Source organism: Paenibacillus lutimineralis (assembly GCF_003991425.1).
GTDB lineage: Bacteria > Bacillota > Bacilli > Paenibacillales > Paenibacillaceae > Fontibacillus > Fontibacillus lutimineralis.
In genome coordinates this window covers 3885046-3907097 of the sequence record NZ_CP034346.1, presented here as the reverse complement: position 1 = coordinate 3907097, position 22052 = coordinate 3885046, and the positions used below count along the sequence as shown (strand labels likewise).

Annotated in this window: 22 protein-coding genes; 14 read left to right on the top strand and 8 right to left on the bottom strand. The window is 46.9% G+C overall.

Features of this window, described 5'->3' with window-relative positions; all coding sequences use genetic code 11:
• The first annotated feature begins 80 nt into the window (after window positions 1-80).
• The gene (locus tag EI981_RS17160) at window positions 81-998 is read left to right on the top strand and encodes a protease complex subunit PrcB family protein (RefSeq protein ID WP_127000178.1); all 918 of its coding nucleotides are present in this window, start codon (window positions 81-83) and stop codon (window positions 996-998) included.
• An 88-nt stretch (window positions 999-1086) separates the two neighbouring features.
• On the opposite strand, the gene EI981_RS17155 is transcribed toward EI981_RS17160, so the two are convergent.
• On the bottom strand, window positions 1087-1710 hold the full coding sequence (locus tag EI981_RS17155; RefSeq protein ID WP_227011478.1) for a TetR/AcrR family transcriptional regulator: 624 nt from the start codon (window positions 1708-1710) through the stop codon (window positions 1087-1089).
• 159 nt (window positions 1711-1869) lie between these two features.
• On the opposite strand from EI981_RS17155, the gene EI981_RS17150 reads away from it, so the two are divergent.
• Window positions 1870-3570: an MFS transporter gene (locus EI981_RS17150; protein ID WP_127000176.1), complete on the top strand. Its 1701-nt coding sequence runs from the start codon at window positions 1870-1872 to the stop codon at window positions 3568-3570.
• Window positions 3571-3728: 158 nt separating this feature from the next.
• On the opposite strand, the gene EI981_RS17145 is transcribed toward EI981_RS17150, so the two are convergent.
• Both EI981_RS17145 and EI981_RS17140 read right to left on the bottom strand, forming a co-directional pair.
• Window positions 3729-5801 carry an ABC transporter ATP-binding protein gene (locus tag EI981_RS17145; protein WP_227011916.1) on the bottom strand — a complete coding sequence of 691 codons (2073 nt, stop codon included), beginning with the start codon at window positions 5799-5801 and terminating at the stop codon, window positions 3729-3731.
• 16 nt (window positions 5802-5817) lie between these two features.
• Complete coding sequence (locus EI981_RS17140; protein ID WP_127000172.1) at window positions 5818-7563, bottom strand: ABC transporter ATP-binding protein; 1746 nt, start codon at window positions 7561-7563, stop codon at window positions 5818-5820.
• Window positions 7564-8069: 506 nt separating this feature from the next.
• Here EI981_RS17140 and EI981_RS17135 point away from each other — a divergent pair.
• Window positions 8070-8369 carry a HesB/YadR/YfhF family protein gene (locus tag EI981_RS17135; RefSeq protein ID WP_127000170.1) on the top strand — a complete coding sequence of 100 codons (300 nt, stop codon included), beginning with the start codon at window positions 8070-8072 and terminating at the stop codon, window positions 8367-8369.
• Between the two features lie 108 nt (window positions 8370-8477).
• Here the strand turns inward: EI981_RS17135 and EI981_RS17130 are convergent, their stop codons facing one another.
• Window positions 8478-8996 (bottom strand): ADP-heptose synthase, encoded by a 519-nt coding sequence (locus EI981_RS17130; protein WP_127000168.1) that lies wholly within the window; start codon window positions 8994-8996, stop codon window positions 8478-8480.
• A gap of 189 nt (window positions 8997-9185) precedes the next feature.
• Between EI981_RS17130 and EI981_RS17125 the strand changes: the two genes are divergently transcribed.
• From EI981_RS17125 to EI981_RS17115, 3 genes are all read left to right on the top strand, one after another.
• A complete protein-coding gene (locus tag EI981_RS17125) occupies window positions 9186-10127 on the top strand; it encodes a phosphotransferase family protein (protein WP_127000166.1) in 942 nt (313 codons plus the stop codon).
• A gap of 161 nt (window positions 10128-10288) precedes the next feature.
• Window positions 10289-12037 (top strand): ABC transporter ATP-binding protein, encoded by a 1749-nt coding sequence (locus EI981_RS17120; protein ID WP_127000164.1) that lies wholly within the window; start codon window positions 10289-10291, stop codon window positions 12035-12037.
• Window positions 12038-12085: 48 nt separating this feature from the next.
• Complete coding sequence (locus EI981_RS17115) at window positions 12086-12754, top strand: HD domain-containing protein (protein ID WP_127000162.1); 669 nt, start codon at window positions 12086-12088, stop codon at window positions 12752-12754.
• 45 nt (window positions 12755-12799) lie between these two features.
• Here EI981_RS17115 and EI981_RS17110 read toward each other — a convergent pair whose 3' ends face one another.
• Together EI981_RS17110 and EI981_RS17105 are read right to left on the bottom strand one after the other, a co-directional pair.
• The gene (locus EI981_RS17110; protein WP_193556382.1) at window positions 12800-13252 is read right to left on the bottom strand and encodes a DUF441 domain-containing protein; all 453 of its coding nucleotides are present in this window, start codon (window positions 13250-13252) and stop codon (window positions 12800-12802) included.
• Window positions 13253-13448: 196 nt separating this feature from the next.
• Window positions 13449-14471, bottom strand: a complete 1023-nt coding sequence (locus EI981_RS17105) for a YpdA family putative bacillithiol disulfide reductase (protein ID WP_227011915.1) — start codon at window positions 14469-14471, stop codon at window positions 13449-13451.
• Window positions 14472-14682: 211 nt separating this feature from the next.
• On the opposite strand from EI981_RS17105, the gene EI981_RS17100 reads away from it, so the two are divergent.
• Window positions 14683-15159, top strand: coding sequence for a DUF3939 domain-containing protein (locus tag EI981_RS17100; protein ID WP_127000158.1), 477 nt, complete (start codon window positions 14683-14685; stop codon window positions 15157-15159).
• 217 nt (window positions 15160-15376) lie between these two features.
• Window positions 15377-16054: an HAD family hydrolase gene (locus EI981_RS17095; RefSeq protein WP_127000156.1), complete on the top strand. Its 678-nt coding sequence runs from the start codon at window positions 15377-15379 to the stop codon at window positions 16052-16054.
• A gap of 85 nt (window positions 16055-16139) precedes the next feature.
• Here the strand turns inward: EI981_RS17095 and EI981_RS17090 are convergent, their stop codons facing one another.
• Window positions 16140-16379, bottom strand: a complete 240-nt coding sequence (locus tag EI981_RS17090) for a hypothetical protein (RefSeq protein ID WP_068780830.1) — start codon at window positions 16377-16379, stop codon at window positions 16140-16142.
• 338 nt (window positions 16380-16717) lie between these two features.
• Here EI981_RS17090 and EI981_RS17085 point away from each other — a divergent pair, with 338 nt between their 5' ends.
• The 6 genes from EI981_RS17085 to EI981_RS17060 all read left to right on the top strand — a co-directional run bounded on the left by EI981_RS17085 (window position 16718) and on the right by EI981_RS17060 (window position 20794).
• Entirely contained in the window at window positions 16718-17542 is an 825-nt protein-coding gene (locus EI981_RS17085; protein WP_127000154.1) for a hypothetical protein, read from the top strand.
• A 60-nt stretch (window positions 17543-17602) separates the two neighbouring features.
• A complete protein-coding gene (locus tag EI981_RS17080) occupies window positions 17603-17794 on the top strand; it encodes a hypothetical protein (protein ID WP_127000152.1) in 192 nt (63 codons plus the stop codon).
• Window positions 17795-17998: 204 nt separating this feature from the next.
• Window positions 17999-18385: a GntR family transcriptional regulator gene (locus tag EI981_RS17075; RefSeq protein WP_127000150.1), complete on the top strand. Its 387-nt coding sequence runs from the start codon at window positions 17999-18001 to the stop codon at window positions 18383-18385.
• Window positions 18382-19248, top strand: coding sequence for an ABC transporter ATP-binding protein (locus EI981_RS17070; RefSeq protein WP_127000148.1), 867 nt, complete (start codon window positions 18382-18384; stop codon window positions 19246-19248). Before EI981_RS17075 ends, EI981_RS17070 begins: the two co-directional genes overlap by 4 nt.
• Window positions 19241-19882: an ABC-2 transporter permease gene (locus EI981_RS17065; protein WP_127000146.1), complete on the top strand. Its 642-nt coding sequence runs from the start codon at window positions 19241-19243 to the stop codon at window positions 19880-19882. Before EI981_RS17070 ends, EI981_RS17065 begins: the two co-directional genes overlap by 8 nt.
• A gap of 105 nt (window positions 19883-19987) precedes the next feature.
• Window positions 19988-20794 (top strand): SDR family oxidoreductase, encoded by an 807-nt coding sequence (locus EI981_RS17060; RefSeq protein ID WP_127000144.1) that lies wholly within the window; start codon window positions 19988-19990, stop codon window positions 20792-20794.
• A 24-nt stretch (window positions 20795-20818) separates the two neighbouring features.
• Here EI981_RS17060 and gluQRS read toward each other — a convergent pair whose 3' ends face one another.
• Complete coding sequence (gene gluQRS, locus EI981_RS17055; RefSeq protein ID WP_127000142.1) at window positions 20819-21781, bottom strand: tRNA glutamyl-Q(34) synthetase GluQRS; 963 nt, start codon at window positions 21779-21781, stop codon at window positions 20819-20821.
• Window positions 21782-22052: the final 271 nt, after the last annotated feature.

Genomic DNA, 22052 nt, shown 5'->3' with positions numbered 1-22052 from the left:
ATTGTTCAACCAGATTGATCTGGGAAAATAGTGCAACATTTGGCGACTGTGTACGTCTATGGGAGCAGAGGTGATCTATCGTGAAAATAAAGAAATTAAATCTGGCTGTTGCGGCACTTCTAACGGGGTCGCTCCTACTTGTTCCTGCTGCATCGGCATTTAATGATGTACAGGGGGACGATGCGCGAATGGTTGAATCCCTGCAGGATAGAGGAATTATCCAAGGGATGACGAAGGATAAGTTCGTTCCGCTCGGTAAGGTGAACGGGGCTCAGGGCGTTCATATGATCGTACAGGCATTGGGATTGAAGGCCAAGCCTGATAACCAGGTGAGTTCCCAAAATACGGATAAAAATTGGCATTGGTATGATGAGTCGCTGGTGATCGCGGCGGACAATGGAATCGAATTGCCGCAAGGCTTCTCGGTCAGTAAGGAGCTTACACGGGAACAATTCGCCATCCTGCTGCAGCAAGGTATCCATGCGACCGGTGATTATCCACTCATAGCTATGCTTATTCAGATCGCGGATGCCGATGAAGTAACGACGAGTTATTTTAACAGTGTTCAAGCTTTGCTGCTTATGAAGATTACAGAGCTGGATGATGCGGGCAAGTTCCACGCCAAACAGCCTCTCACCCGAATAGAAGCAGCAAAATGGGTCTACAATAGCCGCGAGTTTGTAGATAATCACAGGAAAGCGGATGATCCGATGCAGGACGAAGTCACGTATAGTATGGAAAAAGTGAATGACCAGATCAACAAAGTAATTCTACAGCGTGAGAACCAGCCGAACCCAGGATACGGGATTGCCGTTACTAAGGTGGAGTTCGGCAAGGATCAGGTAGCGACCATCTATTATGAGCTGCTCTCTCCTAAGCCGGGGCAAATGTATCCGCAGGTCATTACAACGACGAAAACGGAAACTTATATTTCTAGCTCCTATAAGGTCGCGCTGGTTCACGATACATCACCGATGGAGCTTAAACGGTTGAAATAAACAATTCGATAGTACAGACGTAAACAACGCAGCCTGATCGGGCTGCGTTGTTTACATTTATAATGAGTTTTCAGATTACATGATTTCATTATTTATATAAATAAGCTACGAGCATCTTTGCAAGCTCGGTTTTTAGCTGTTCGACATCGACAATTTGAGGAGAGAAGACGATGAGATCCACGACTCTGTTCAGTGTCTCAAATATGACGACAGAAGCGGCTTCAAGATTGTCCACTTTGAGTTCCTCAGGGTTCATTAATAAGTAATCGAGAGTTTTCCGGCGTCCGAATTCAAATTGTGTATCCATAAGCGTTTGAACTTCAGGGTCTGAATTATACATCACGGCTAATTCCTTGTGGAACTCGGTAAACACCTTGTGAGAGAATATAAGGCTATCGATTACCTCCCGAATAAAATCAATCTTGTCCATGGACTGGAAGTCCACTCCGTCAAGATAGGTATCGATCCGCTCTACGAGCGTATTATTATAAATAATCAGTGAATCTAAAAATACGGCTCGTTTGTCTTTGTAATAAGAATAGAAGCTGCCGGTGGATACACCTGCCGCAGCAGCGATCTCTTTTGTGTTGGTACCATGATAGCCTTTCTCGGAAAAAAGCTCCATCGCTGCTTGCAAAATGGTTTCTTTTGTTTTGATGCTCCGTTCTTGCCGGGGTATTCGGATTTTGCTCTCGTACTCGTTCTCGGTCACTTCTTCATTGCCCCCTTTGTAATTACGATTGTAGGTGAGAATAGTAGGCCTGTCAATGAAACATGAACTTAAGTTCATAATTTTGTTGACAAACATGAACTAAGGTTCATATAATCAAAAAGTGAACTGAAGTTCATATTACGTAAAGGAGTGTAAGAGATGAATACACGATTAAGAGCTGTGCTGGCTTTTTCAGCCATTTTGTTAGGATATTTTATGGCCTTACTTGATACAACGATAGTAAACATTGCTCTGCCTGAAATGACACGCTATTTCGGGGGTACGGTTTCGCAAATTTCATGGGTCATGAACGGTTACAATTTGGCCTTTGCCGCACTGATTTTGACAGCGTCAAGACTGGCAGATCAGTTCGGACGCAAAAAAATATTTATTCTAGGATTAGTATTGTTTACGTTGTCTTCTTTGCTTGCCGGACTATCGAGCTCGCTTGGCATGCTAATTTTGTTCAGAGCGATACAGGGACTAGCCGGAGCCATCATCGTGCCAGTAACAATTCCACTCACGACGACGACTTTTCCAAAAGAGAAGCATGGGATGATCATCGGCATATGGGGAGCAATTGCAGGACTTGCCGCAGCCAGCGGGCCATCGCTGGGTGGGATCTTAACAGAAAAACTTAATTGGCAATGGATCTTCTATGTTAATGTTCCGCTAGGTCTTTTAAGCATCTTGCTGACCCTCCTGTTTATTAAAGAATCACGGGATGAAACGGCAGGTAAGAGGGTGGACTATAGCGGCATGTTGTCTATTACCGCCGGTATGCTACTTATTACTTACGCTTTTATTAAGGCGAATGATTATGGCTGGAATTCAATCGAATTCTATTCGTTGATCAGCTCTGGGCTGATATTTGCCGTTTTATTCTTCTATTTGCAGTCGCGGGAAAAGGATCCAATGCTTCCGCTAGTACTTCTGAAAATAAAGGAGTTTAACGGCACTTCACTGGCGATGTTTATTGTCGGAGCGGCATTATCCAATCTGGCTCTGCTGACTTCCTTTTTCCTGACCCGGGAGATGGGAATGACGGAGTTAAAGGCAGGGCTAGTCTTATCGATATTAGCTGCTGGCTCAATCATCAGTTCGGCGATATCAGGTTCGTTATCTAATAAATTCGGTAGCCGCTGGTTTGGATCGGCAGGGGTTGCGGTCATTTTCGGCGCCATTTACGCTATGAGCAGTTTGGATGCTCAGTCTCCACTAGGCGATGTGCTGCTTCGATTATTTATTGCCGGAATCGGTGTCGGCTTGACGATGCCACCGGTGATGTCGGCAGGAGTCCGCCATGTACCTGAAGAGAAAGTCGGTATAGCATCAGGTATTATGAATATGACTAAATCGATAGGCAGTGTATTGGGGGTGGCCGTCATCGTTACCTTGCTGCAGCAAAGTATAAGTGGAGAAATGCAAACCGAAAAGGTGCACATTTTGGAGCAAGTGAACGAGAATCAGCGGCTAATGCCAATGATCAAAGAGGTGCTCGTTGCAACAGTGGATGAAATAGGAAACAACATGCAGACTGGATCAGGAAGTGAGTTTCAAGAGGAAGAGGTGGCAGGTCGGATCGCGAAGGGGATGGAGACAGCTGTAGCCAAGCTTGATCCAGAGCAGCAAAAGGCATTTGCCTCAGTCAGGGACGATCAAATGAAGGAAGTAAAGCTATTGCTCACATCAGCCGGAGCCGATATGAAGCAAGCTTCTGTTAATGGCTTCCGTAAATCCTTTATCTACGCTAGCTTAATGATATCACCAGGGATTATATTTGCATGGATGAGCGATAAGCGCAGAGCAAGAAAAGATTCGGGCAAGTCAGCGGATCAGTCGACGATGAACATAACTTGAGCTTGAACTGCTTAAAGAAGAAATGATACAGAATATATGATAGGAAAATTCAAGACATCTCTATCAAACATAAAGAGCAAGTACCGAGGTGGTTGTACCTTGATACTTGCTCTTTTTAAGTTATATCGTCGCTAGCTTTGTGGGTCAAACCTTAAGCATTATACTAGCGCTGAAGCAGATGAGGCAGCAGTGGGAGCAGTCGGCGATGCTTGTGGATCGCCCGATCCGTGCTGCAAGCGGTACATCTGATAATAGCGTCCGCCCTTGGCCAGCAGTTCGTCATGAGTGCCGCGTTCGACGATTTCACCGCGATGCAGCAGCAGAATCTGGTCGGCACTACGAATGGTCGACAGACGGTGCGCGATGATGAAGGTTGTGCGCCCGCGCTTCAGTACTTCCAGCGCCTCTTGTATGAGGGCTTCGGTCTCGGTGTCGATGTTAGCTGTAGCTTCATCGAGAATCAGAATCGCTGGATCGAAGGCTAGCGCCCGCGCGAAGGAGATTAACTGCCGTTCGCCTGCGGATAACGTACTGCCTTTCTCCACAACGGGCTCATCCAGGCCTTTAGGAAGATGGGCTAGAATGCGCGTGGCTCCGACATCATCCAGCGCTTTCTCAATCCGCTCACGGGGGATATGCTCGTCACCGAGACTGACGTTGGAGGCAATCGTGCCGGTGAACAGATACGGATCCTGCAGTACGATGCCCATATGCTGTCTAATCCACTGCTTTGGCAGTTCCTTGATTGGCTGCCCATCGATCGTGATCGTTCCTTTCTGCGGATCGTAGAAGCGGAACAGAAGGTTGATGATCGAGCTCTTACCGGAGCCGGTATGACCAACGAGGGCAACCGTCTGTCCTTGCTTGGCCTCGAAGGATATATTTTTCAGGACATAATCACGCTTATAAGCGAAGGATACATCCTTAAATTCCACATTTCCTTTGTAACGCGGCATCGAACCGTCTGTTACCTCTTCGCCCGGCTCATCCATAAGCGCGAATACTCTTCCGGCAGACACCATGGAGGAATCCAGTGCAGCGAGCTGGTTGACCATACCTGTAATCGGCTGGAACAGCCGACCTAGGACGTCAACGAAGGCGTATAGGACACCAAGCGAGATGATGCCGGCTCCGCTAAGCTGCTCCGAACCGAAGAACCATAATACAACGGCGAAGGAGAGACTGCGAATTACGTTAACCAGGTTATGGGAGGTCAGGGCATTAAGATTAAGCATTTTATTCTGATGCTTCATATAATCATTGTTCAGATTCTCGAACTCTTCCTTCGTCTGTGCTTCGCGGCGGAAGATACGGATGATCGACATGCCCTGAATCGATTCATTGATGATCGCGTTGATCTCGCTCAGACGAGAGCGGATGATCGTATTATATTTGGTCGCAAACTTGCGGTACAGCACAACCCAGGCCCAAATGACAGGAACGACGAACAAGCAGATCAGTCCTAGGCGGAAATCAAGCAGGAACAAGGCGACATAGACCCCGATCATATTAATGACCCCGGAGAAAAAGTTGGATAATACCGCGATGAACAAGTCCTTGACCGCTTCGGTATCATTTGTAACCCGTGATACGACCTTACCAGCCGGTAAATTATCAAAGAAGTGTACCGGAAGGCGCTGGATATGGGCGTAAACGTCAATGCGCAGTTTCTGGATGACTTTGTTGGCAGAAGACTGCAGCCAATAGGTTTTGCCGAATTCCATGATGATGGAGATCGCCAGGAAGACGAAATACCAGCCGACCAGTTGAATTATTCCAGGAACCTCAGGCTTGTAGAAGGCAAATAGCTCGGATGAGCTTAGTTTCTGTCCCGGGTATTGCTGAATTTCTCCATTCTTATTGATCGTCAGAATACCGTCTTGATAGCTTCGTTTCCCCGTCACATCTGCGATCGATTGCTCGACGAAGATGAAGGAAGTGCCTGCCTGAATCAGGCGTGCTTCATTTCCTTTAGCTTCTCCATCCGAGAAACGATCGCCGCGCTTAAAGTACCGGCCATCGAATTTAACGGTCTCCGAACCGCCTGGATTGTTTGTCTCGAAGAAAGGTCGTTCAATGGCAAGCATATGATCGTCGATCATGGAGCGGGCGATGAACGGGCCGGCCAAATCGGCGGCTACACCGATCGCCAGCATAACAAGTGCGAGTATAAACGTATTTTTAGCCGTTAAGGCGTATTTAAAAAGTGATTTAGCAACATTGGTGTGCAATTCTTTGGATACCTCCTTAGTCGTCCAGGCTTGATTCCACCTGTTGACGTTCGTATTGCTCAAGGTACCAGCCGCCCTCTCGCAGCAGTGTCTCATGGGTACCTTGCTCTACGATTCGTCCTTTCTCCAGCACGACGATCCAGTCAGCATGTTCAATAGCAGACAGGCGGTGGGTCGAGATCAGTGTCGTCTTGCTGGAGCGTTTGCTTCGTATGTTATCGATAATGCGGGCTTCAGTTCGGGCATCTACTGCGGACAAGGCATCGTCCAGGATCAGGATGTCCGGGTCGGCAATAAATGCTCTGGCCAATGATACGCGCTGTTTCTGTCCGCCGGAGAGAGCCACGCCCTTCTCGCCGACCAGGGTGTCGAGCCCATCGGACAAGGTTCCCAAATCCTGATCAAAAGCGGCGGTGCGTATGGCCTCCAGAATCTGCTCATCCGGTGCATTCGGCAAGCCAAATTGGATGTTCTGCCGCACCGTCTTGGAGAACAGAATCTGTTCCTGAGGAACATAGCCGATCCAGCCGTGCAACTGGTTCAGGGCAATATTCTGCAGAGGTTCATCGGAAATCGTAATCTGCCCATCTCCAAGTGGATATTCATGCAGAATTTGCTTCAGTAAAGTTGATTTTCCGCTGCCCGTTCTACCGACGATGCCCAGCGTCTCGCCGCGGCGAATCGTCAGGTCAATCTGCTCAAGATTATTTACCGTAGAGGTAGGATAGCGGAAGGTGACATTTTTAAATTGTATACTGTCAGGCGACTCCACATGCACCGGATTATCGATGTCCTGTACGTCAGGCTTGACATTCAGCGTCTCATTCACCCGATCGAGTGAAGCTCCGCCGCGCTGCATGACGTTGATTAGTTCGCCGATCGCGAACATCGGCCAGATCATCATCCCTAAGTACATATTGAAGGAGACAAGATCGCCCAGGGTCAGTTCATTCTGGAACACAAGGTAGATCCCGTAGGTTAGGCCAATCGCATAACTAAGTCCAACGAACAGGCGGATGGTTGGTTCAAAATAAGCATCGACCTTAGCAACCGCCAAGTTCTTCCTGTAGACATCATTCGTAATATCTTCGAATCTTTGCTCGTCATTGCGTTCCTGGACATAAGCGCGGATGACGCGTATGCCGGCAACCGATTCCAGGACCTGGTCGTTCATGCCGCCGAATGCGTCCTGGGCTAGTGTGTAGCGTTCATGAATGATCTTCCCATATATTTTCATCGCTAATGCAATAAATGGCAGAGGGAGGATGGCTGCAAGTGTCAGCTTCCAGCTAATGAGCGTTCCCATGGCGACCAAAATAGTGGTTAAATAAGCCGTGGAATCGGTCAAAGTCAGCATTCCGAAGCCAACGGTCGTTGATACTGCACGCAGGTCGTTCGTCGCCCGAGCCATCAGATCGCCCGTACGGCTGCGCTCAAAGAACGGAGGCGTCATCCGCAGCAGATGGTTCATGAACCGGGTACGAAGCAGCCGTTCGACCAGATTGGAGCCGCCGAACAATTTGTGCATCCACACATAAGTAATCATATAGATAAATGCCAGTACACCAAGAATGAGCAATATATACTTGGTCAGCGAGCCCCAGGTAATGGAGCCGGTGACGATTTCATCAATGGCGTTGCCAAGCAAGCGCGGTGGAGCAAGCTCCACAATGCCGACGAGAATCAGGAAGGTCACTCCAATCAGGTAGCGCCTTTTTTCCTGCCCGAAGAACCAGCCTAAATTTTTTAATACAGAAAACATGTTCAGGTTTCCTCCTTACGTTCGAAATCTCATAGTTCGTGATCAAGACAGCCTTTTTAGTTTGCATCATTTAGCGTCTGCAGCTGAGGAAACCATACAAAAAGGCATACCGTCAGTAGACGATATGCCGTAAGGATCTCCGCATATACCGCTAACGCTGCTTATAGATGAAGCAGCATACGGTATGACCGAATTCGATTATATCCATTGACAATGAGACAATGGGGGCCAGTTAATCTATTCGAACCTGCAGGGCTGCTTCGGTATTCAATTGATGTTGTCCTGTATGGAACAATACAGGATAAGTATTAAAGATAGTCACCGAGATTCACCCTTTCTGGTTTGGTAATAATTTCAATCGATTACTCTGACGATTTTATCACTGGTTTTACAAAGATGTCAATTCAAATTTTTTACGACTTGAGCTAGGGGTGGGTTTATCAAATCTTCATTTGGCTTTATGGACAGATTCATCTACAATAAACTTGATAGGAGGGAAAAAAGCTATGCTAAATATTACAAATGAAGCTGCTGAGTGGTTTAAACAGGAACTGGACTTACAAGAAGGACAAGCTATTCGATTTTTTCCTCGTTATAGTTCCGGCGGAGGGGTGCATCCCGGCTTCTCACTAGGAATTGAAGTCAATGTTCCGACAGTTCCTGGATTCCTGACTGAAGCTGGGGGGATCAAGTTCTATATGGAAGAGCGGGATTTATGGTATTTGGAAGGATATCATTTCAATGTAACTTATAATGCGAACGCCGGCGACATTGAGTACGAATATGAGGCTGCTGATTCTAAATAAGAGGTTGGAACACGCACAAATAACTCTCACTGATTGGGAATACGGATGCGAAAATACATACAAGGCCCGCTATAGGCGGGCCTTGTTAGATTGTACTTATCGTTATGCTTACCGAAGCTTGTTATAGAATATATTGTCTTCCATGGCAAAATCAAAATCTCCAATATCGAACACTTGTACAGGGATCTCCGCTTCAATAATGCGGCGAATGAGCTCAAGCTGGTCAGATAGAATCGGGGCCCGTTCCCGTTCGGCGGTAAGAATAATCTCAGTCTCTATCGGATCGAGAAAGTCGCCGAATCGTTCGTTATCGACCGCGTTGACGATGGTCCATACAATATTGTCATCGAATAGGATGGACGGACTTTTGGACCAGGGAACACTTAGGGCGCGTTCTATTTTTTTGCGATTGAGCGGTTCTTCGAGATAAGTGATAAGCTCATTGATTTTATGTTTGACATGGAGATCATCAGCAGGATCATGCATTAATGGTTCCTGACTGTTCTGGAATTCATACAGTTCCATGACGGTACTGTAAGGAACGATATACTCCACAGGTGCAGACGGTATTAACAATTCACCGTAAATCGCCACCATCACGGCTTCAATGACAAATCTACGTGACATGATTCTCCTCCTAATGCGGCAACTTGTCTCCATAAGCAGTAAAGGGGTTGTTCATATGCCTGCTTCTCTGCATCGCCTCAATAATTGGGGCGCGAAGACAATAACTTGATAATAATTAGGAGTATATCACTATTGTCTGGGCAAATACAGTCTTCACATAAAAAACTCGGAAACAAAGGGGAGGATGTAGTGAGTTCAACAAGTAATAACTCTACTCTTCCGCTGTCAGAGGCCACAATGCAATGGCTGCTGCAGCAGGCGGGAACAGGTTCTGTGATCGAGCAGGTCAACGCCTTGAAGGGTGGTATCTCATCGGCAGTGTATGGAATACAGGGGAAGAGGCAAGGGGAGACGTTCGAATACGTGCTTCGACAATTCACAGATCGTGAATGGCTGGCACACGAGCCAGATCTTGCAGAGCATGAGGCCGAGGCCTTAATCCGGGCTTATGGAGCAGATGTTCCTTCACCGCAGTGGATTGCTGGTGATTTCGCAGGTCAATCCTGCGGCTTCCCTTCTGTACTGATGACACGGCTGGAAGGTGAGGTGATTCTGCAGCCTCAGGAGTTACCAGGTTGGATAGAGGGACTAGCGGGGTCTTTGGCTGGGCTGCATCAAGCAGATACAGCTCCAATGAGATGGAACTACTTCACGTACAATAATATCACTGCGCTACAGATTCCAGATTGGACCGGTTCTCCAGAAGCCTGGGGGAAAATCATAAAGCGGGTTCAAGGGGATACCCCTATATATACACCGCGCTTCATCCATCGTGATTATCATCCGACCAATATCCTATGGAAGAACGGAAAAGTGAGCGGAATTGTGGATTGGGTCAATTCTTGCTACGGCCCTGCGGGCATCGACACGGGGCATTGCCGTGTAAACCTCGTGCAGCTGCACGGGGTCGAGACCGCGGATGCTTTTCTCGAGGCGTATTTAAACAGCCCAGGGAGTACGGAGGAGGTCACAGATTGCTATTGGGATATGCTGAGTCTGACCGACTTCCTGTGCTGGCCGCCAGAGGTGTATCAGGGCTGGATTGACCTTGGCTTCACCGGTTTGAGTACACAAATTATCAAAGAGCGGATAGATGAATATGCGGAGAGCCTGGCCGCAAAGCTATCGTGAAGCAATAATGGAGAAGGGCGTCCCAATAGCGGTTCTCAGTTTCGTTAGAATTTATGGGCAGCTCTTTTTGGCTCCAACTCAGATAGCCAGTCACGTGGTAAAAAGCCTGATAGAGTTATAGATTTAATACTAGAAAGAACGACATGAGGGATGTGCACAATTTGAAGTATTGGAAGGCCTATTTTAAGTTTGTAAAGCCGTATACAAAGTGGATTATATTAACGTTGATCATCGGGATACTGAAATTCGGGATTCCATCACTGCTGCCTTTGGTGCAAAAATACGTAGTAGACGACATTTTGATGAACGGAGCTATGGATATCGAGCATAAAGTGTCGCAGCTGATGATTGTGCTGGGGATTACCTTCGTGCTGTTCGTCATTGTCCGCGGCCCGGTGGAATATGCCCGGCAATATTTCGCGCAATTCATCACGGCAAAAATACTATTTGACCTGCGCAATAAGCTGTACGGTCATTTGCAGCGTTTGTCGCTTAAATACTATCAGAATACGAAGGTGGGAGAGATTATCTCTCGCTTCATTAACGACGCAGAGCAGACGAAGAATATAGTCGAGGTCGGGATGATGAATGTCTGGCTGGATACATTCACGCTGGTGTTCGTGCTTGGCTTTATGTTCTATTTGAATCCATTGTTGACCCTGGTCTCCATCTCCATCTTTCCACTCTATGCGATCGCCGTTAAAGTTCTCTATAAACGTCTCAAGAAATTGACCAAAGACCGTTCCGCCGCTCTGGCTGGAATTCAGGCCTATCTTCATGAGCGAATTCAAGGGATCTCGGTCATTCGCAGCTTTGCGCTGGAGAAGCATGATCGTAAGCAATTCGAGGCGATCAACGGCAAATATCTGAACAAGGCAATGGCTCATAGCCGTTGGAATGCTTGGACATTCGCTGTGATTAATACGTTGACGGATGTCGCTCCGCTGCTCGTTATTGGTTATGGGGGATATCAGGTTATCCAAGGTCATTTGACGCTGGGAACCTTTGTCGCTTTCTTCGGTTATCTGGATCGTCTGTATGCGCCTCTGAAGCGGCTGATCAACTCCTCGACCATTCTGACTCAGGCTTCGGCATCCTGGGAGCGTGTGTTGGAATTACTGGACGAGCCTTATGATATGACCGATGATCAGCATGCTATGCAATTACCGGCGGGTAGCCATTCAGTCGCTTTTCGGAATGTATGGTTCAAATATCAAGAGCAAGGCAGTTGGGTGCTGAAAAATATTTCGCTGCAGGTGAATCCAGGACAAACGGTTGCTTTCGTTGGGATGAGCGGCGGCGGTAAATCTTCATTAGTTGGCTTGATTCCGCGTTTCTATGATATTCAGAAGGGCTCTGTAATCGTCGGCGGCAAAGATGTTCGCCAGTGGACGATGGAGAGCCTACGAAGCAAGGTCGGCATGGTACTGCAGGATAATTTCCTGTTCAGTGGTACAGTCCGAGATAATATTATGCTTGGGAACCCGGAGGCAGATGAGGAGGCTGTCATTTCGGCGGCGAAGGCGGCTAACGCCCATGATTTCATTATGAACCTGACTCAGGGCTACGATACTGAAGTCGGGGAACGAGGCGTGAAGCTGTCGGGCGGCCAGAAGCAACGGATTGCCATCGCCCGCGTGTTCTTGAAAGACCCGTCGATCCTTATTCTGGATGAAGCGACTTCGGCGCTCGACCTGGAGTCCGAGCATTTAATTCAGCAAGCGTTGCAGCAATTGTCCAAGAGTAGAACAACCCTGATCGTGGCCCATCGCTTGTCGACGATTACCCATGCGGATCAGATTATCGTTATGAAGAACGGTACAGTTGCTGAACGGGGAACCCATGAAGAGTTGATGCAAAAAGATGGCGTCTACTCGCAACTGTATAATATACAGAATTTGAACGCTTAATTGAACTTATAGCAAGGCGATTCTTCACAGTGAGAGGGGCTTGAATATATGGAAATTAAAGTATTGACCGAACTTCAGGAACAATTGATCCGGGAGGCCGAGCAATTTGCCCGCGCGGAATTGGAGCATGACCAGACCGGGCATGATTGGTGGCATATACAGAGGGTTGTTCAAATGGCCAAGCGGCTGGCCCGGGCCGAGAAAGCGGATGAATTCATCTGCACGGTTGCAGCATTACTCCACGATGTGGCGGACGAGAAGCTCAATGTCTCGAAGCAGGCTGGACTAGATAAGGTCAGAGACTGGCTCGCACAGCATGACTTTAAGGGCGCCGACCAGGAGCATATTATAGAGATTATATCGAATCTATCCTACAATGCCGGCAAGAACCCGCCGATGCGTACTTTGGAAGGGCAAGTTGTACAGGATGCCGACCGGATCGATGCTATTGGGGCGATTGCTATTGCGAGAGCCTTCCTGTATGCAGGGGTGAAGGGGAATCCCATTCATGATCCGCAAATTTCGCCGCGAACCGAGATGACCACGGAGCAGTATAGGCAAGAGAAAAGCACGGGAATCAACCATTTCCATGAGAAGCTACTTAAATTGAATAGCCTGATTAATACCGAATCCGCGAAACAAATCGCGGCAGAGAGACATTCCTACATGGAACAATATGTAGAGCGTTTCTACCGGGAATGGTCAGGGGAAGAATAATAGAACAGGCCTCTGCACCGATATGCAGAGGCCTGTTTTGCTGATTTACATTTTGCCGATCAGAAGTGAGAGAATACCGGCCGCGATAAGGGGGCCGACGGGGACGCCGCGGAAGAAGGCGACACCGAGGACGGTGCCGATCAGTAGTCCAGCAACAATCGTCGGCTGATTCCCCATCAGGGCGGCTCCGCGCCCGCCTAACCAGGCCACGAGCATTCCAACGCCGATCGCAAGTATTGACTTCCAGTTGAAGAAGGATGACCAGAGCGTCTGCAGCGAGAGTTTGCCGCTGGCGACCGGAGTCATTACACCGATCGTCAATACGATAATCCCGATCGTAAGCCCGTACTTCTCCAGCCAAGGGAACATGAACTGCATATGCAGCACCCGAAGTAGAAGAAGTACAATCATGGCGACGGTAATCGGCATATTGTTACTGAAAATTCCGAGTGCTGCCATCAATAGTAGTAGCAATGAAGTCATATCAATCTGATTCATAGCAAGCTCTCCTTAATAAAATACATGATCAAAAGTGGACCGTTCCGCTTTTCAGCACCGAGAAGGTTGTATGAAGCTAGGGCGTGAGGAGCGGAGCGTACGTAGTTGGTACGTGAGCACCGGAGGGCCCGGCTGAATTCAAGATTCGATGTCGAGTAGCTTCATGACTTACTTCGTGATCAAAAGTGGAATGAGGCTATTCTCGCCCAAGAGAGGACAGAATATGCTCGGCGATAACCCGCCCATGCCCGCGTCCTGTCTCGATAAATACCTCATTGGCATTTCGTCCTGAAGCAATAACACCTGCAACATAGATCCCCGGGACATTCGACTCCATCGTCTCCGTATCAAACTTCGGTTTTTCCATCTCATCGGTTAACTCCACGCCGGCCTCATGAAGCAGCTTGCGGTCAGGGCGGAAGCCTGTCAGGGCAAGCACAAAATCATTCGGAAGGTGGACATGGTTATGATCGCTTAGCTCCACAACAATCTCCGCAGTCTTAATCTCAATGACTCGAGAGGATAACATCAGATTAATTCTCCCTTTGTTAACGAGACCCTCAAACAGTGGCTTAACCCAAGGCTTAATGGATGAGGAGAGCTCATCTCCACGGTAAACCATTGTGATCTCTGCTCCGACTCGGGACAGCTCCATAGCTGCATCTACTGCAGAGTTGCTGCCTCCGATAATAGCAACCTTCATCCCCGTATACGGATGGGCTTCTTGAAAATAATGGGATACTTTATCTGTATCTTCCCCAGGAATGCCAAGCATATTAGGATGATCGAAATATCCGGTAGCGATAATGACATAACGTGTCTCATATTCCCAGACCTCACCGCCGCGGGTAATCGAATGCACTTTAAAAGTACCATCCGGCAGCCGCTCGATTTTAGTTGCTTCTTCATAAGAAGCTATAGGGACTTCATACTGCTCGCTGACTTTGCGATAGTAAGCCAGGGCTTCATGCCGGAATGGCTTCTCATTCGGGGTCGAGAAAGGCATATCGCCAATCTCCAGCAGCTCAGCTGTACTGAAGAACTGCATGTGCGTTGGATAAGAGAAAATCGAATGGACAAGGCAATGCTTCTCCAGAACTAGCGTATGTAATCCGCGGCGCTGACATTCGATCGCAGCGGATAGTCCGCATGGGCCAGCTCCGATAATGATAACATCCTGCATGAGATACCTCCTAGAACGATAAAAATAGTTGGCAATTCACCAAAAGAATAAGCCATATCCATCCTACAGCAAAAGTTCTTTAATATCCAGATGTACAAAAATGAATACATTTTCAAGAAAAATATTGACAATATAGTGACAATTACCATATAATGCGCTCAAAATATAAAATTAAGGATACACTAGAAGTGTAAACGCTTTCCGTTATTCGCATTTCTATTATAAAGCGTAAAGGGAGGAAAGAGTTATGCCTCTATTTTGGAGAAGAAAAAATAGCCGCAAGCCCCCCCTTGCCGAACCTAAGCCTGCAATCCATGTGACGCTGGAGCAGGTCAAAAAGGCCGTGTTGCAATTCGAAACTGATATGCCTAAGGGTATTTCGCGGAAATCACTGCTGCTGTCTGATGGCAGCCTTGAATTATCGCGTTTGTCGAGATATTTGGGCGGAGTAAGCGATCAGAAGTTCTATCTATCGAGGGAGACGTACGAAATATTTGAAGAAGCAGATCGGGAAATTCCATATTACTTGGATATCGTTCAGGTTGCTGTAGACGATTATATAGAGGAACGGGGGAAAATCCCTGTTCTGGGCAATTCGCAGTATAATCAGGTCGATGTCCGACTGCTAAGAGATCAGCATTATTTGAAGGAATTACCGCCTTTTCCGCTGTACATCACTGACCAGGAGATGCTGCTGACCCACAGGCGTAAAGAGATCATGTAATACAATTGGATATTTAAAATAAAGCGTAAGCCTGCGTGTTGGGCTTGCGCTTTTTTCATTGAACATTAACCTATTTAAAGAATTACCGATGTTAAAATTGAAGCTGGAAGTAAAGTATGATAGGGATGCCCAGGGTTGACACGTTTATTAGAATAAAGTAAGGAGTACAAGTAAAGATATTAAAATAAATATGCAAGAGACATCATAGGGGGAAGACATGAGTATCAAAGCTATACTGTTTGATTTGGACAATACGTTAATGGATAGAGATTGGACATTCCAGCAATTCGCCTTGCAGCTCATCGAGGAGTGCCTGATTGAGGTGAGTGCAGAGGAGCGGGAACGTCTGATTGCTTATATGATCGAGAGCGACGCAGATGGATATCGCGAGAAACAAGGATACTTCCGGGAGTTGATCGAAAGACTTCCTTGGGTGGAACGGCCAGATCTGGACGAATTAACGAGATACTATGAATTAAACTATATGACTCATGCCAGAGCAATGAATCATGCTGTCTGGACACTGGAACAATGCAGAGCGCTTGACCTCAGACTTGGCATTATCACCAATGGCAGAAGCGAGGTTCAGCATGGAAAGATTGATCAGCTTGGTTTGAGACCATTCTTTGACACGATTATTGTGTCGGGGGATATCGACATAAAGAAACCGGACCCAAGAATTTATAGGACTGCGCTGGAACGATTGGGAACAGCGGCAGAGGAGACGATTATCGTGGGCGACCATCCGCGAAATGATATATGGGGAGCAGCAAACATAGGCATCAGAGGCGTGTGGCTTCGCCGTGCACATGGTTGGAATGCGGATCTGCAAGGGGGAAAGCCTTGGCATGAGATTTATGAATTGAACGAGCTGATCTCATTGATTCGCAGCTAATCTCTAATCATGCCTTAACAACGAAAGACCCGTAAGCGAATAACTGCTTACGGGTCTTTCTATGTCTAGTAAAGTAATGTTGTTATTAATAGAGCGATAGTGCCACAGTGTCAAATTCGCTCTTACTATGCAGAATCGCTTCGGATCCTTCAATTTCGATACTAATCAATGAGTTCAAGCATTTCTTCAAGGCGTTCTTGCCATTTCGCAATTTGTTATCGAGAGCGCTTGTCAGCAATTTTAATGTACGTTGAATGGGTTGTTTCGTCTCAGCATTAAAATATACAGGAACTTGAACATTTTGAAAGTTTATTAAGATTCTCATACCAGATCACCTCTATACAGTGGTTTCATATTACATATTGTAGGTTAGAATGCTTAAAAATACATTAATATTTCATTATTTTTCAATTAATGTTTTGTGACGCTTGTAAGACAATCATACATATTTGCTTTTATAATACTAGAAAAAAATACTAGGCACAACATTTTCAAGAAAGTTGCGTCAAATAAGTTGAACCGTCTCTGATAACATGGTAGATTGCTATATGGGAATTCTTGAATTGCTTATAAATAGTTGCTACAACTGAGTTTATCCGCTGTTGTACACCTATTTTGAGGTTGAATAAAGTGGAAAATAATAACAAAAAAGGGGGTGTGAAGATGGACACAGTGGAATCAGACCAGCCAGGCGAATTCATCATAAGCTCTATGGAATTATATTTCATGATTAATCTATTAGGGGAGAAAGGCTTGCCGGATCAAGATACGGAAGCTTTCGTGCTTCAATGTTGCGCATCCGATTCTGCAGAGCAAATCTGGTATGAAGGTAGAGAATTGCTGAAGCGTAAAGGATATTTCATCCCCGGAACAGATGGAGAGCTTCGAATTTCAGCCCAACTGCTTATTATGCTCGGTCATATTTATCTAGCCAAGAAAGCTTATTTACTTCAGTATATATTGGACGACCGGGAGTATGAGGAGTTTCTGTATATACACGAAGATAAAATCATAAGAATCGAATGTCTCAAGAAAGATGAAGGACAATATCGATTAACTTATTTGAACATAGATAATAATGAGCTTGTGCATTCATTTGGCTGTACGGAGCAGAAGCTACAGAACCCTGGAGAGCTTCCGGCTCTTATGTTGTCCAGGAGTCAATTTGATGAAATATTATCTGAAGCTACACAGCTGGATGTAGAGGAATTGATAGAACAGCTCTCGAATACTACAGATGAACAGGAAGCCATGATTGCTTTGGCAAGATGTATCAAGTCGAATACCTCCAAAGGTTCACTTCGTTTTTATTTATGGAATAATAATGTCTGGGAAGTTCAATACGTACAATTTATGAGTAATCATCATATTAATTGGTTGATTCGATCAAGTGCGAAGCATGATGAGGACTGGATGATCGCAACGCCTACTTCGATGGAAAATATTCAGGAGATGATTAAAGACTGGCTGGCCGAGCCTATTTCGTGAATTCCTTCGTGATCACACGGGGGATTATTGAATAACCTTTTACCTGAGGGGGAGTAGATAATGAGTTCATTTAATAATGATGATGTTCGTGATCTTCGCGAGCGTGTGGAGCGGTTGGAAAGAGAGCTTGAGCAGTATAAAGGGCAACCAACCCGGCCAAGTCATTATTTAAAATGGTTTATAACGGGCTTTCTCATTGTAACTGGGGCCATGCTCCTGGTTGGAATCCTTCAGTTTGTTATAGCAGGATAGAATAACCAAACAAGCTTACTCAAAAGGGCTATCACCTTGGTGATGGCCTTTTTGCTGTGCACACTGACCGTTAGAATCAATTAGAAATCATTTTGACTTTCAAATTATAACCTTAACTATCCGTTGCAAAATATGCGCTGATTGTATATATTGTATATATACACTAGAAACGAACATAACACTGATAAGTGAAGAAGGTGAAGCATGAACATTTTATTGTCCCACTCTTCGGGAGAACCCATATATTCGCAGATTGTCAGACAGATCCGCAGCGGTATTCTGCAGGGGGAGCTTGCGCCAGGGAGCGCTCTTCCGTCAATCCGTCAACTGGCCAAAGACTTGCAAATTAGTGTCATAACGACAAAGCGAGCGTATGACGAGCTGGAGCAGGAAGGACTGATCGACTCTGTAGTGGGCAAAGGTTCGTTCGTATCAGGTGGAAACCAGGAATTTATCCGTGAGCAGCAGATGAGACAATTGGAGAAGCAGATCAGAGAGCTGCTGGATGGGGCTAATCAAATTTCAGTGTCCACCGATGATCTGATCGAATGGATCAGGTTGTTAGATCAAGAGGGAGGTAAAGAGGGATGAATGCCATTGAAGTTCAGGGAATAGGCAAGAATTATAAAAATTATGAGTTGTCGGACGTTACATTTGAGGCCCCTAAGGGATATATAACTGGACTGATCGGCCCGAATGGAGCGGGGAAGAGTACGATTATTAAAATGATTATGGGGATTGTAACGCCGGATCAGGGCGGCATCCGAGTACTGGGGCAGGACACGGGGAAGGAAGAAGCTGTATATAAGCAGAAGATCGGTTATATTTCCGATGAGAATATTTTTTATGATTGGCTAAGTATGGAGCAGATGAAGAAGGTTGTAGCCCCTTTTTATAAAGATTGGGATGAGCTCGCTTTCCAGAGATATATGGATCAGTTCGAGCTTCCAATGCGCAAGAAGATTAAGGACTGCTCCAAAGGAATGAAGATGAAATATGCGATTGCGATTGCGCTGGCACACAATCCTTCGCTGCTCATCATGGACGAACCTACGGCTGGGCTTGACCCGGTGTTCCGTCGTGAATTGCTGGAGCTGTTGTCTGAATATATATTGGATGAGCAGAGGACGATTCTGTTCTCGACTCATGTAACGACTGATCTAGATCGGATTGCTGACTATGTGACGTTCTTGAATCGGGGAAGGCTCGTATTTACAGATACGAAGGATGAAATTCTGGAGCGGTATGTGCTTATTAAGGGTGGCAAGGAGCTACTGGATAATGATGTGCGTCAAGCCTTTGTCGGAGTTAGAGAGACGAGCCTGGGCTTTGAAGGGTTGTCTGCTGATCGCAGCAGTGCGGTCTCCATGTTCGGTAATTCGGTAATGTATCAGCAGCCGACACTGGAGGATATTATGTATTTTACGGTAAAGGAGAGAAAGGTCCGTGTCTAATATTATCAATCTGGTACGTAAGGATTTCATTCTACAGCGCCGTTATTTATGGATTATCGCACTCTACGTACTCGCGTTCTCTGGAATGTTCTCAACGAATAATCCGAATATGCTATATGGTCTCTTCCCGGGGATGATGCTGATTCTCGTCGTTGGTAGCGATATGCGGCTGGGCAATCAGCAGTTCCTGATCACATTGCCAATTAAGCGCAGCATTATCGTGTTAGCCAAATATGTATCCTCAGTCTTGGCCATTTTCTTAGCGGAGGCTGTTTGCTTTGGAGTCAGCTTTGGGATAAGGCAATTTAATTCGGAGATTGTATTTAATGAATACTTTCTGTTAGCCGGAAGCTTGGCTTCGGTGCTGTTGACGATGAGTATCTATTTGCCTTTGTATTATTGGCTTGGTATACACGGTGCGCAGTTTTTGAATATCGCCATGATGGTACTTGTCATGCTGGGCAATATCGCTATATCGAGCATTGCGGGTGACACAAATGACATTGAGCAGGTCACTTCATGGATCAATTCCCATCAGACAGGGAGTATCGCGCTTGGTATAAGCTCATTGCTGCTGATCATCGTCATATCCTATCTAATCTCCTGGTCCATCTTTAAGAGAAGGGATCTTTAATGATTAAATAGCCCCTCATTATGGGTAATCTTGTGACAGGGACTTTTGCATGAACAGATGTTATGTGTCTGTGTCGCATGATCTATAATGAGGAGCGTGTTCAATATGACAGAAAATCTTAGCAAGTCCGGAAGATTTAGTGGAAGAACAGCGCTGATCACCGGAGCGGGCTCTGGGATCGGTAGAGCAGCAGCATTGAAGCTAGCGGGGGAAGGGGCCAATGTCGCTCTCTTTGATCTTATCGATGAGCGCACCCGTAGTACGGAGCGACATATTAATGAAGTGATTCATGGCCATTCACGAGCCTTCGATGTCGATGTTGCTGATCCGGTAAGGGTCGAGCAGGCCGTGAAGGAAGTGGTGACTCATTTTGGCGGGATTGATATCGTCTTCGCAAATGCCGGGATTAATGGTGTGCTGGCGCCTGTGGAGGAATTGAGCTTCGATGATTGGGAGAGGACGATCAGCATTAATCTGGGTGGTACATTCTTGACCGTCAAGCATACCGTACCTTATTTGAAACAGCAAGACAGTGGAAGCATTATCATAACGAGCTCAATCAATGGTAATGACCGCTTCTCCGGCTTTGGAATGTCGGCATACAGTACAACGAAGGCGGGACAGGTTGCCTTTGCCAAGATGATGGCGCTGGAACTTGCCAAATATAAAATCCGCGTCAACGTCATCTGCCCGGGTGCCATTTCGACGAATATTGATTCGTCCACTGAAGTTCGTGAAGAACTGAAGGAGATTGTGATTCCCGTCGAATATCCGGAGGGCTCACAGCCGCTTGCGGATGGTCCGGGCCAACCTGCTCAAGTAGCCGATTTGGTCGCTTACCTGGCTAGCGATGAATCCTCGCATATTACAGGGGCGCGCATTGTCATCGACGGTGCGGAGTCGTTGTTATAGCTTAGCTTCTGTCTCTCCTTTAGATTAGGAGGGCAGGAGCTGACGAATGATTTGCTGCGTCAGTATAAAAGGCTGGTGCTTTATTGAATGCAGCGAGAAGCTGCTGACCAGATCGCTTGCCTGGACGGGCTCCGGCTTGCTGATGATTCCGCAGATGTAAGCGATCCAGCCGATGATTGCTTCTGGCCTCGCGCCAGCTGTGCGCAGCGCGGATATGCTGAGATCGCCATGCCGCTTGGCCAGGCGATGTCCGTCTTCGCCGAGCAGCAGCGGTGCGTGGGCGAAGGTAGGCGGGGTTAGCTCCAGCACTTGATAGAGCTGGAGCTGGCGCGGCGTGGAATCGAGCAGATCCGCGCCGCGCAGAACATCGGTGATGCCCATCAAGGCATCATCGATGGTGACGGCGAGCTGGTAGGAATACATCCCGTCTGCTCGCCGTACGATGAAGTCCCCGCCACTGCCGGGCGGGAACGATTGTGGACCAAAGATGCCATCCTCGAAGGAGGTGGCATCCTCGCCAAGAGCAAAACGCAGCGAAGGCGTCTTGCTCTTGGCTTTTTCTATGCGCTCTGCTTCGCTCAGGAAGCGGCAGGTCCCAGCGTAAGCCGTGCCCTCGGAGGCAAGGCCGTGCGGCGCGCCAGCCACAGCCAGCAACTCGGCGCGACTGCAGTAGCACGGATAGAGGCGGTGCTTCGCCTGCAGCTTGACCAATGCTTCATGGTACAGCTCGAGCCGCTCGCTTTGCCAATAAGGGCCATAGGAGCAGCCCGCCTCTGGGCCTTCATCCCAATCCAGCCCGAGCCATTTCAAATCGATGATAATCCTCTCTGTAATCTCCGGTCTGGAGCGCTGTATATCAATGTCTTCAATTCGCAGAATAAATTGTCCGCCGGCCGCACGGATTTGCAGCCAGGATAGCAGGGCGATTTTGGCGTTGCCAAGATGCATATCCCCTGAAGGAGTAGGCGCAAAGCGTCCTCGTCTCATCTTCCAATCACTTCCTCGTACCAATAACTTTCCTAGCACATTATAACTCTTCAGGGATGGGCTGTGAACAAGAGCAGCAAATGTTGAATACATAGGCTAATGAAGTATAGGTAGTATGCTTCATTGCCTATCTCTATCAGCGGTATAGCCTCATATCTTATTTTGAAGCGACCTGCTAAGAATAAGTGCTTAATTACAACTATTTTGGCTTTATAAGCCGCTCCTTGGACATATAGTTGCATTTATACACTTATTTATTGAAATACACAGT

Excerpts from the sequence above, each read along its gene's own strand:
- EI981_RS17070 (WP_127000148.1), top strand. The coding sequence starts at position 18,382 with ATGAATGCCATTGAAGTTCAGGGAATAGGCAAGAATTATAAAAATTAT.
- EI981_RS17140 (WP_127000172.1), bottom strand. The coding sequence starts at position 7,563 with ATGTTTTCTGTATTAAAAAATTTAGGCTGGTTCTTCGGGCAGGAAAAA.
- EI981_RS17080 (WP_127000152.1), top strand. The coding sequence starts at position 17,603 with ATGAGTTCATTTAATAATGATGATGTTCGTGATCTTCGCGAGCGTGTG.
- EI981_RS17100 (WP_127000158.1), top strand. The coding sequence starts at position 14,683 with ATGCCTCTATTTTGGAGAAGAAAAAATAGCCGCAAGCCCCCCCTTGCC.
- EI981_RS17060 (WP_127000144.1), top strand. The coding sequence starts at position 19,988 with ATGACAGAAAATCTTAGCAAGTCCGGAAGATTTAGTGGAAGAACAGCG.
- EI981_RS17135 (WP_127000170.1), top strand. The coding sequence starts at position 8,070 with ATGCTAAATATTACAAATGAAGCTGCTGAGTGGTTTAAACAGGAACTG.
- gluQRS (WP_127000142.1), bottom strand. The coding sequence starts at position 21,781 with ATGAGACGAGGACGCTTTGCGCCTACTCCTTCAGGGGATATGCATCTT.
- EI981_RS17130 (WP_127000168.1), bottom strand. The coding sequence starts at position 8,996 with ATGTCACGTAGATTTGTCATTGAAGCCGTGATGGTGGCGATTTACGGT.
- EI981_RS17110 (WP_193556382.1), bottom strand. The coding sequence starts at position 13,252 with ATGAATCAGATTGATATGACTTCATTGCTACTACTATTGATGGCAGCA.
- EI981_RS17095 (WP_127000156.1), top strand. The coding sequence starts at position 15,377 with ATGAGTATCAAAGCTATACTGTTTGATTTGGACAATACGTTAATGGAT.
- EI981_RS17085 (WP_127000154.1), top strand. The coding sequence starts at position 16,718 with ATGGACACAGTGGAATCAGACCAGCCAGGCGAATTCATCATAAGCTCT.
- EI981_RS17090 (WP_068780830.1), bottom strand. The coding sequence starts at position 16,379 with ATGAGAATCTTAATAAACTTTCAAAATGTTCAAGTTCCTGTATATTTT.
- EI981_RS17150 (WP_127000176.1), top strand. The coding sequence starts at position 1,870 with ATGAATACACGATTAAGAGCTGTGCTGGCTTTTTCAGCCATTTTGTTA.
- EI981_RS17115 (WP_127000162.1), top strand. The coding sequence starts at position 12,086 with ATGGAAATTAAAGTATTGACCGAACTTCAGGAACAATTGATCCGGGAG.
- EI981_RS17075 (WP_127000150.1), top strand. The coding sequence starts at position 17,999 with ATGAACATTTTATTGTCCCACTCTTCGGGAGAACCCATATATTCGCAG.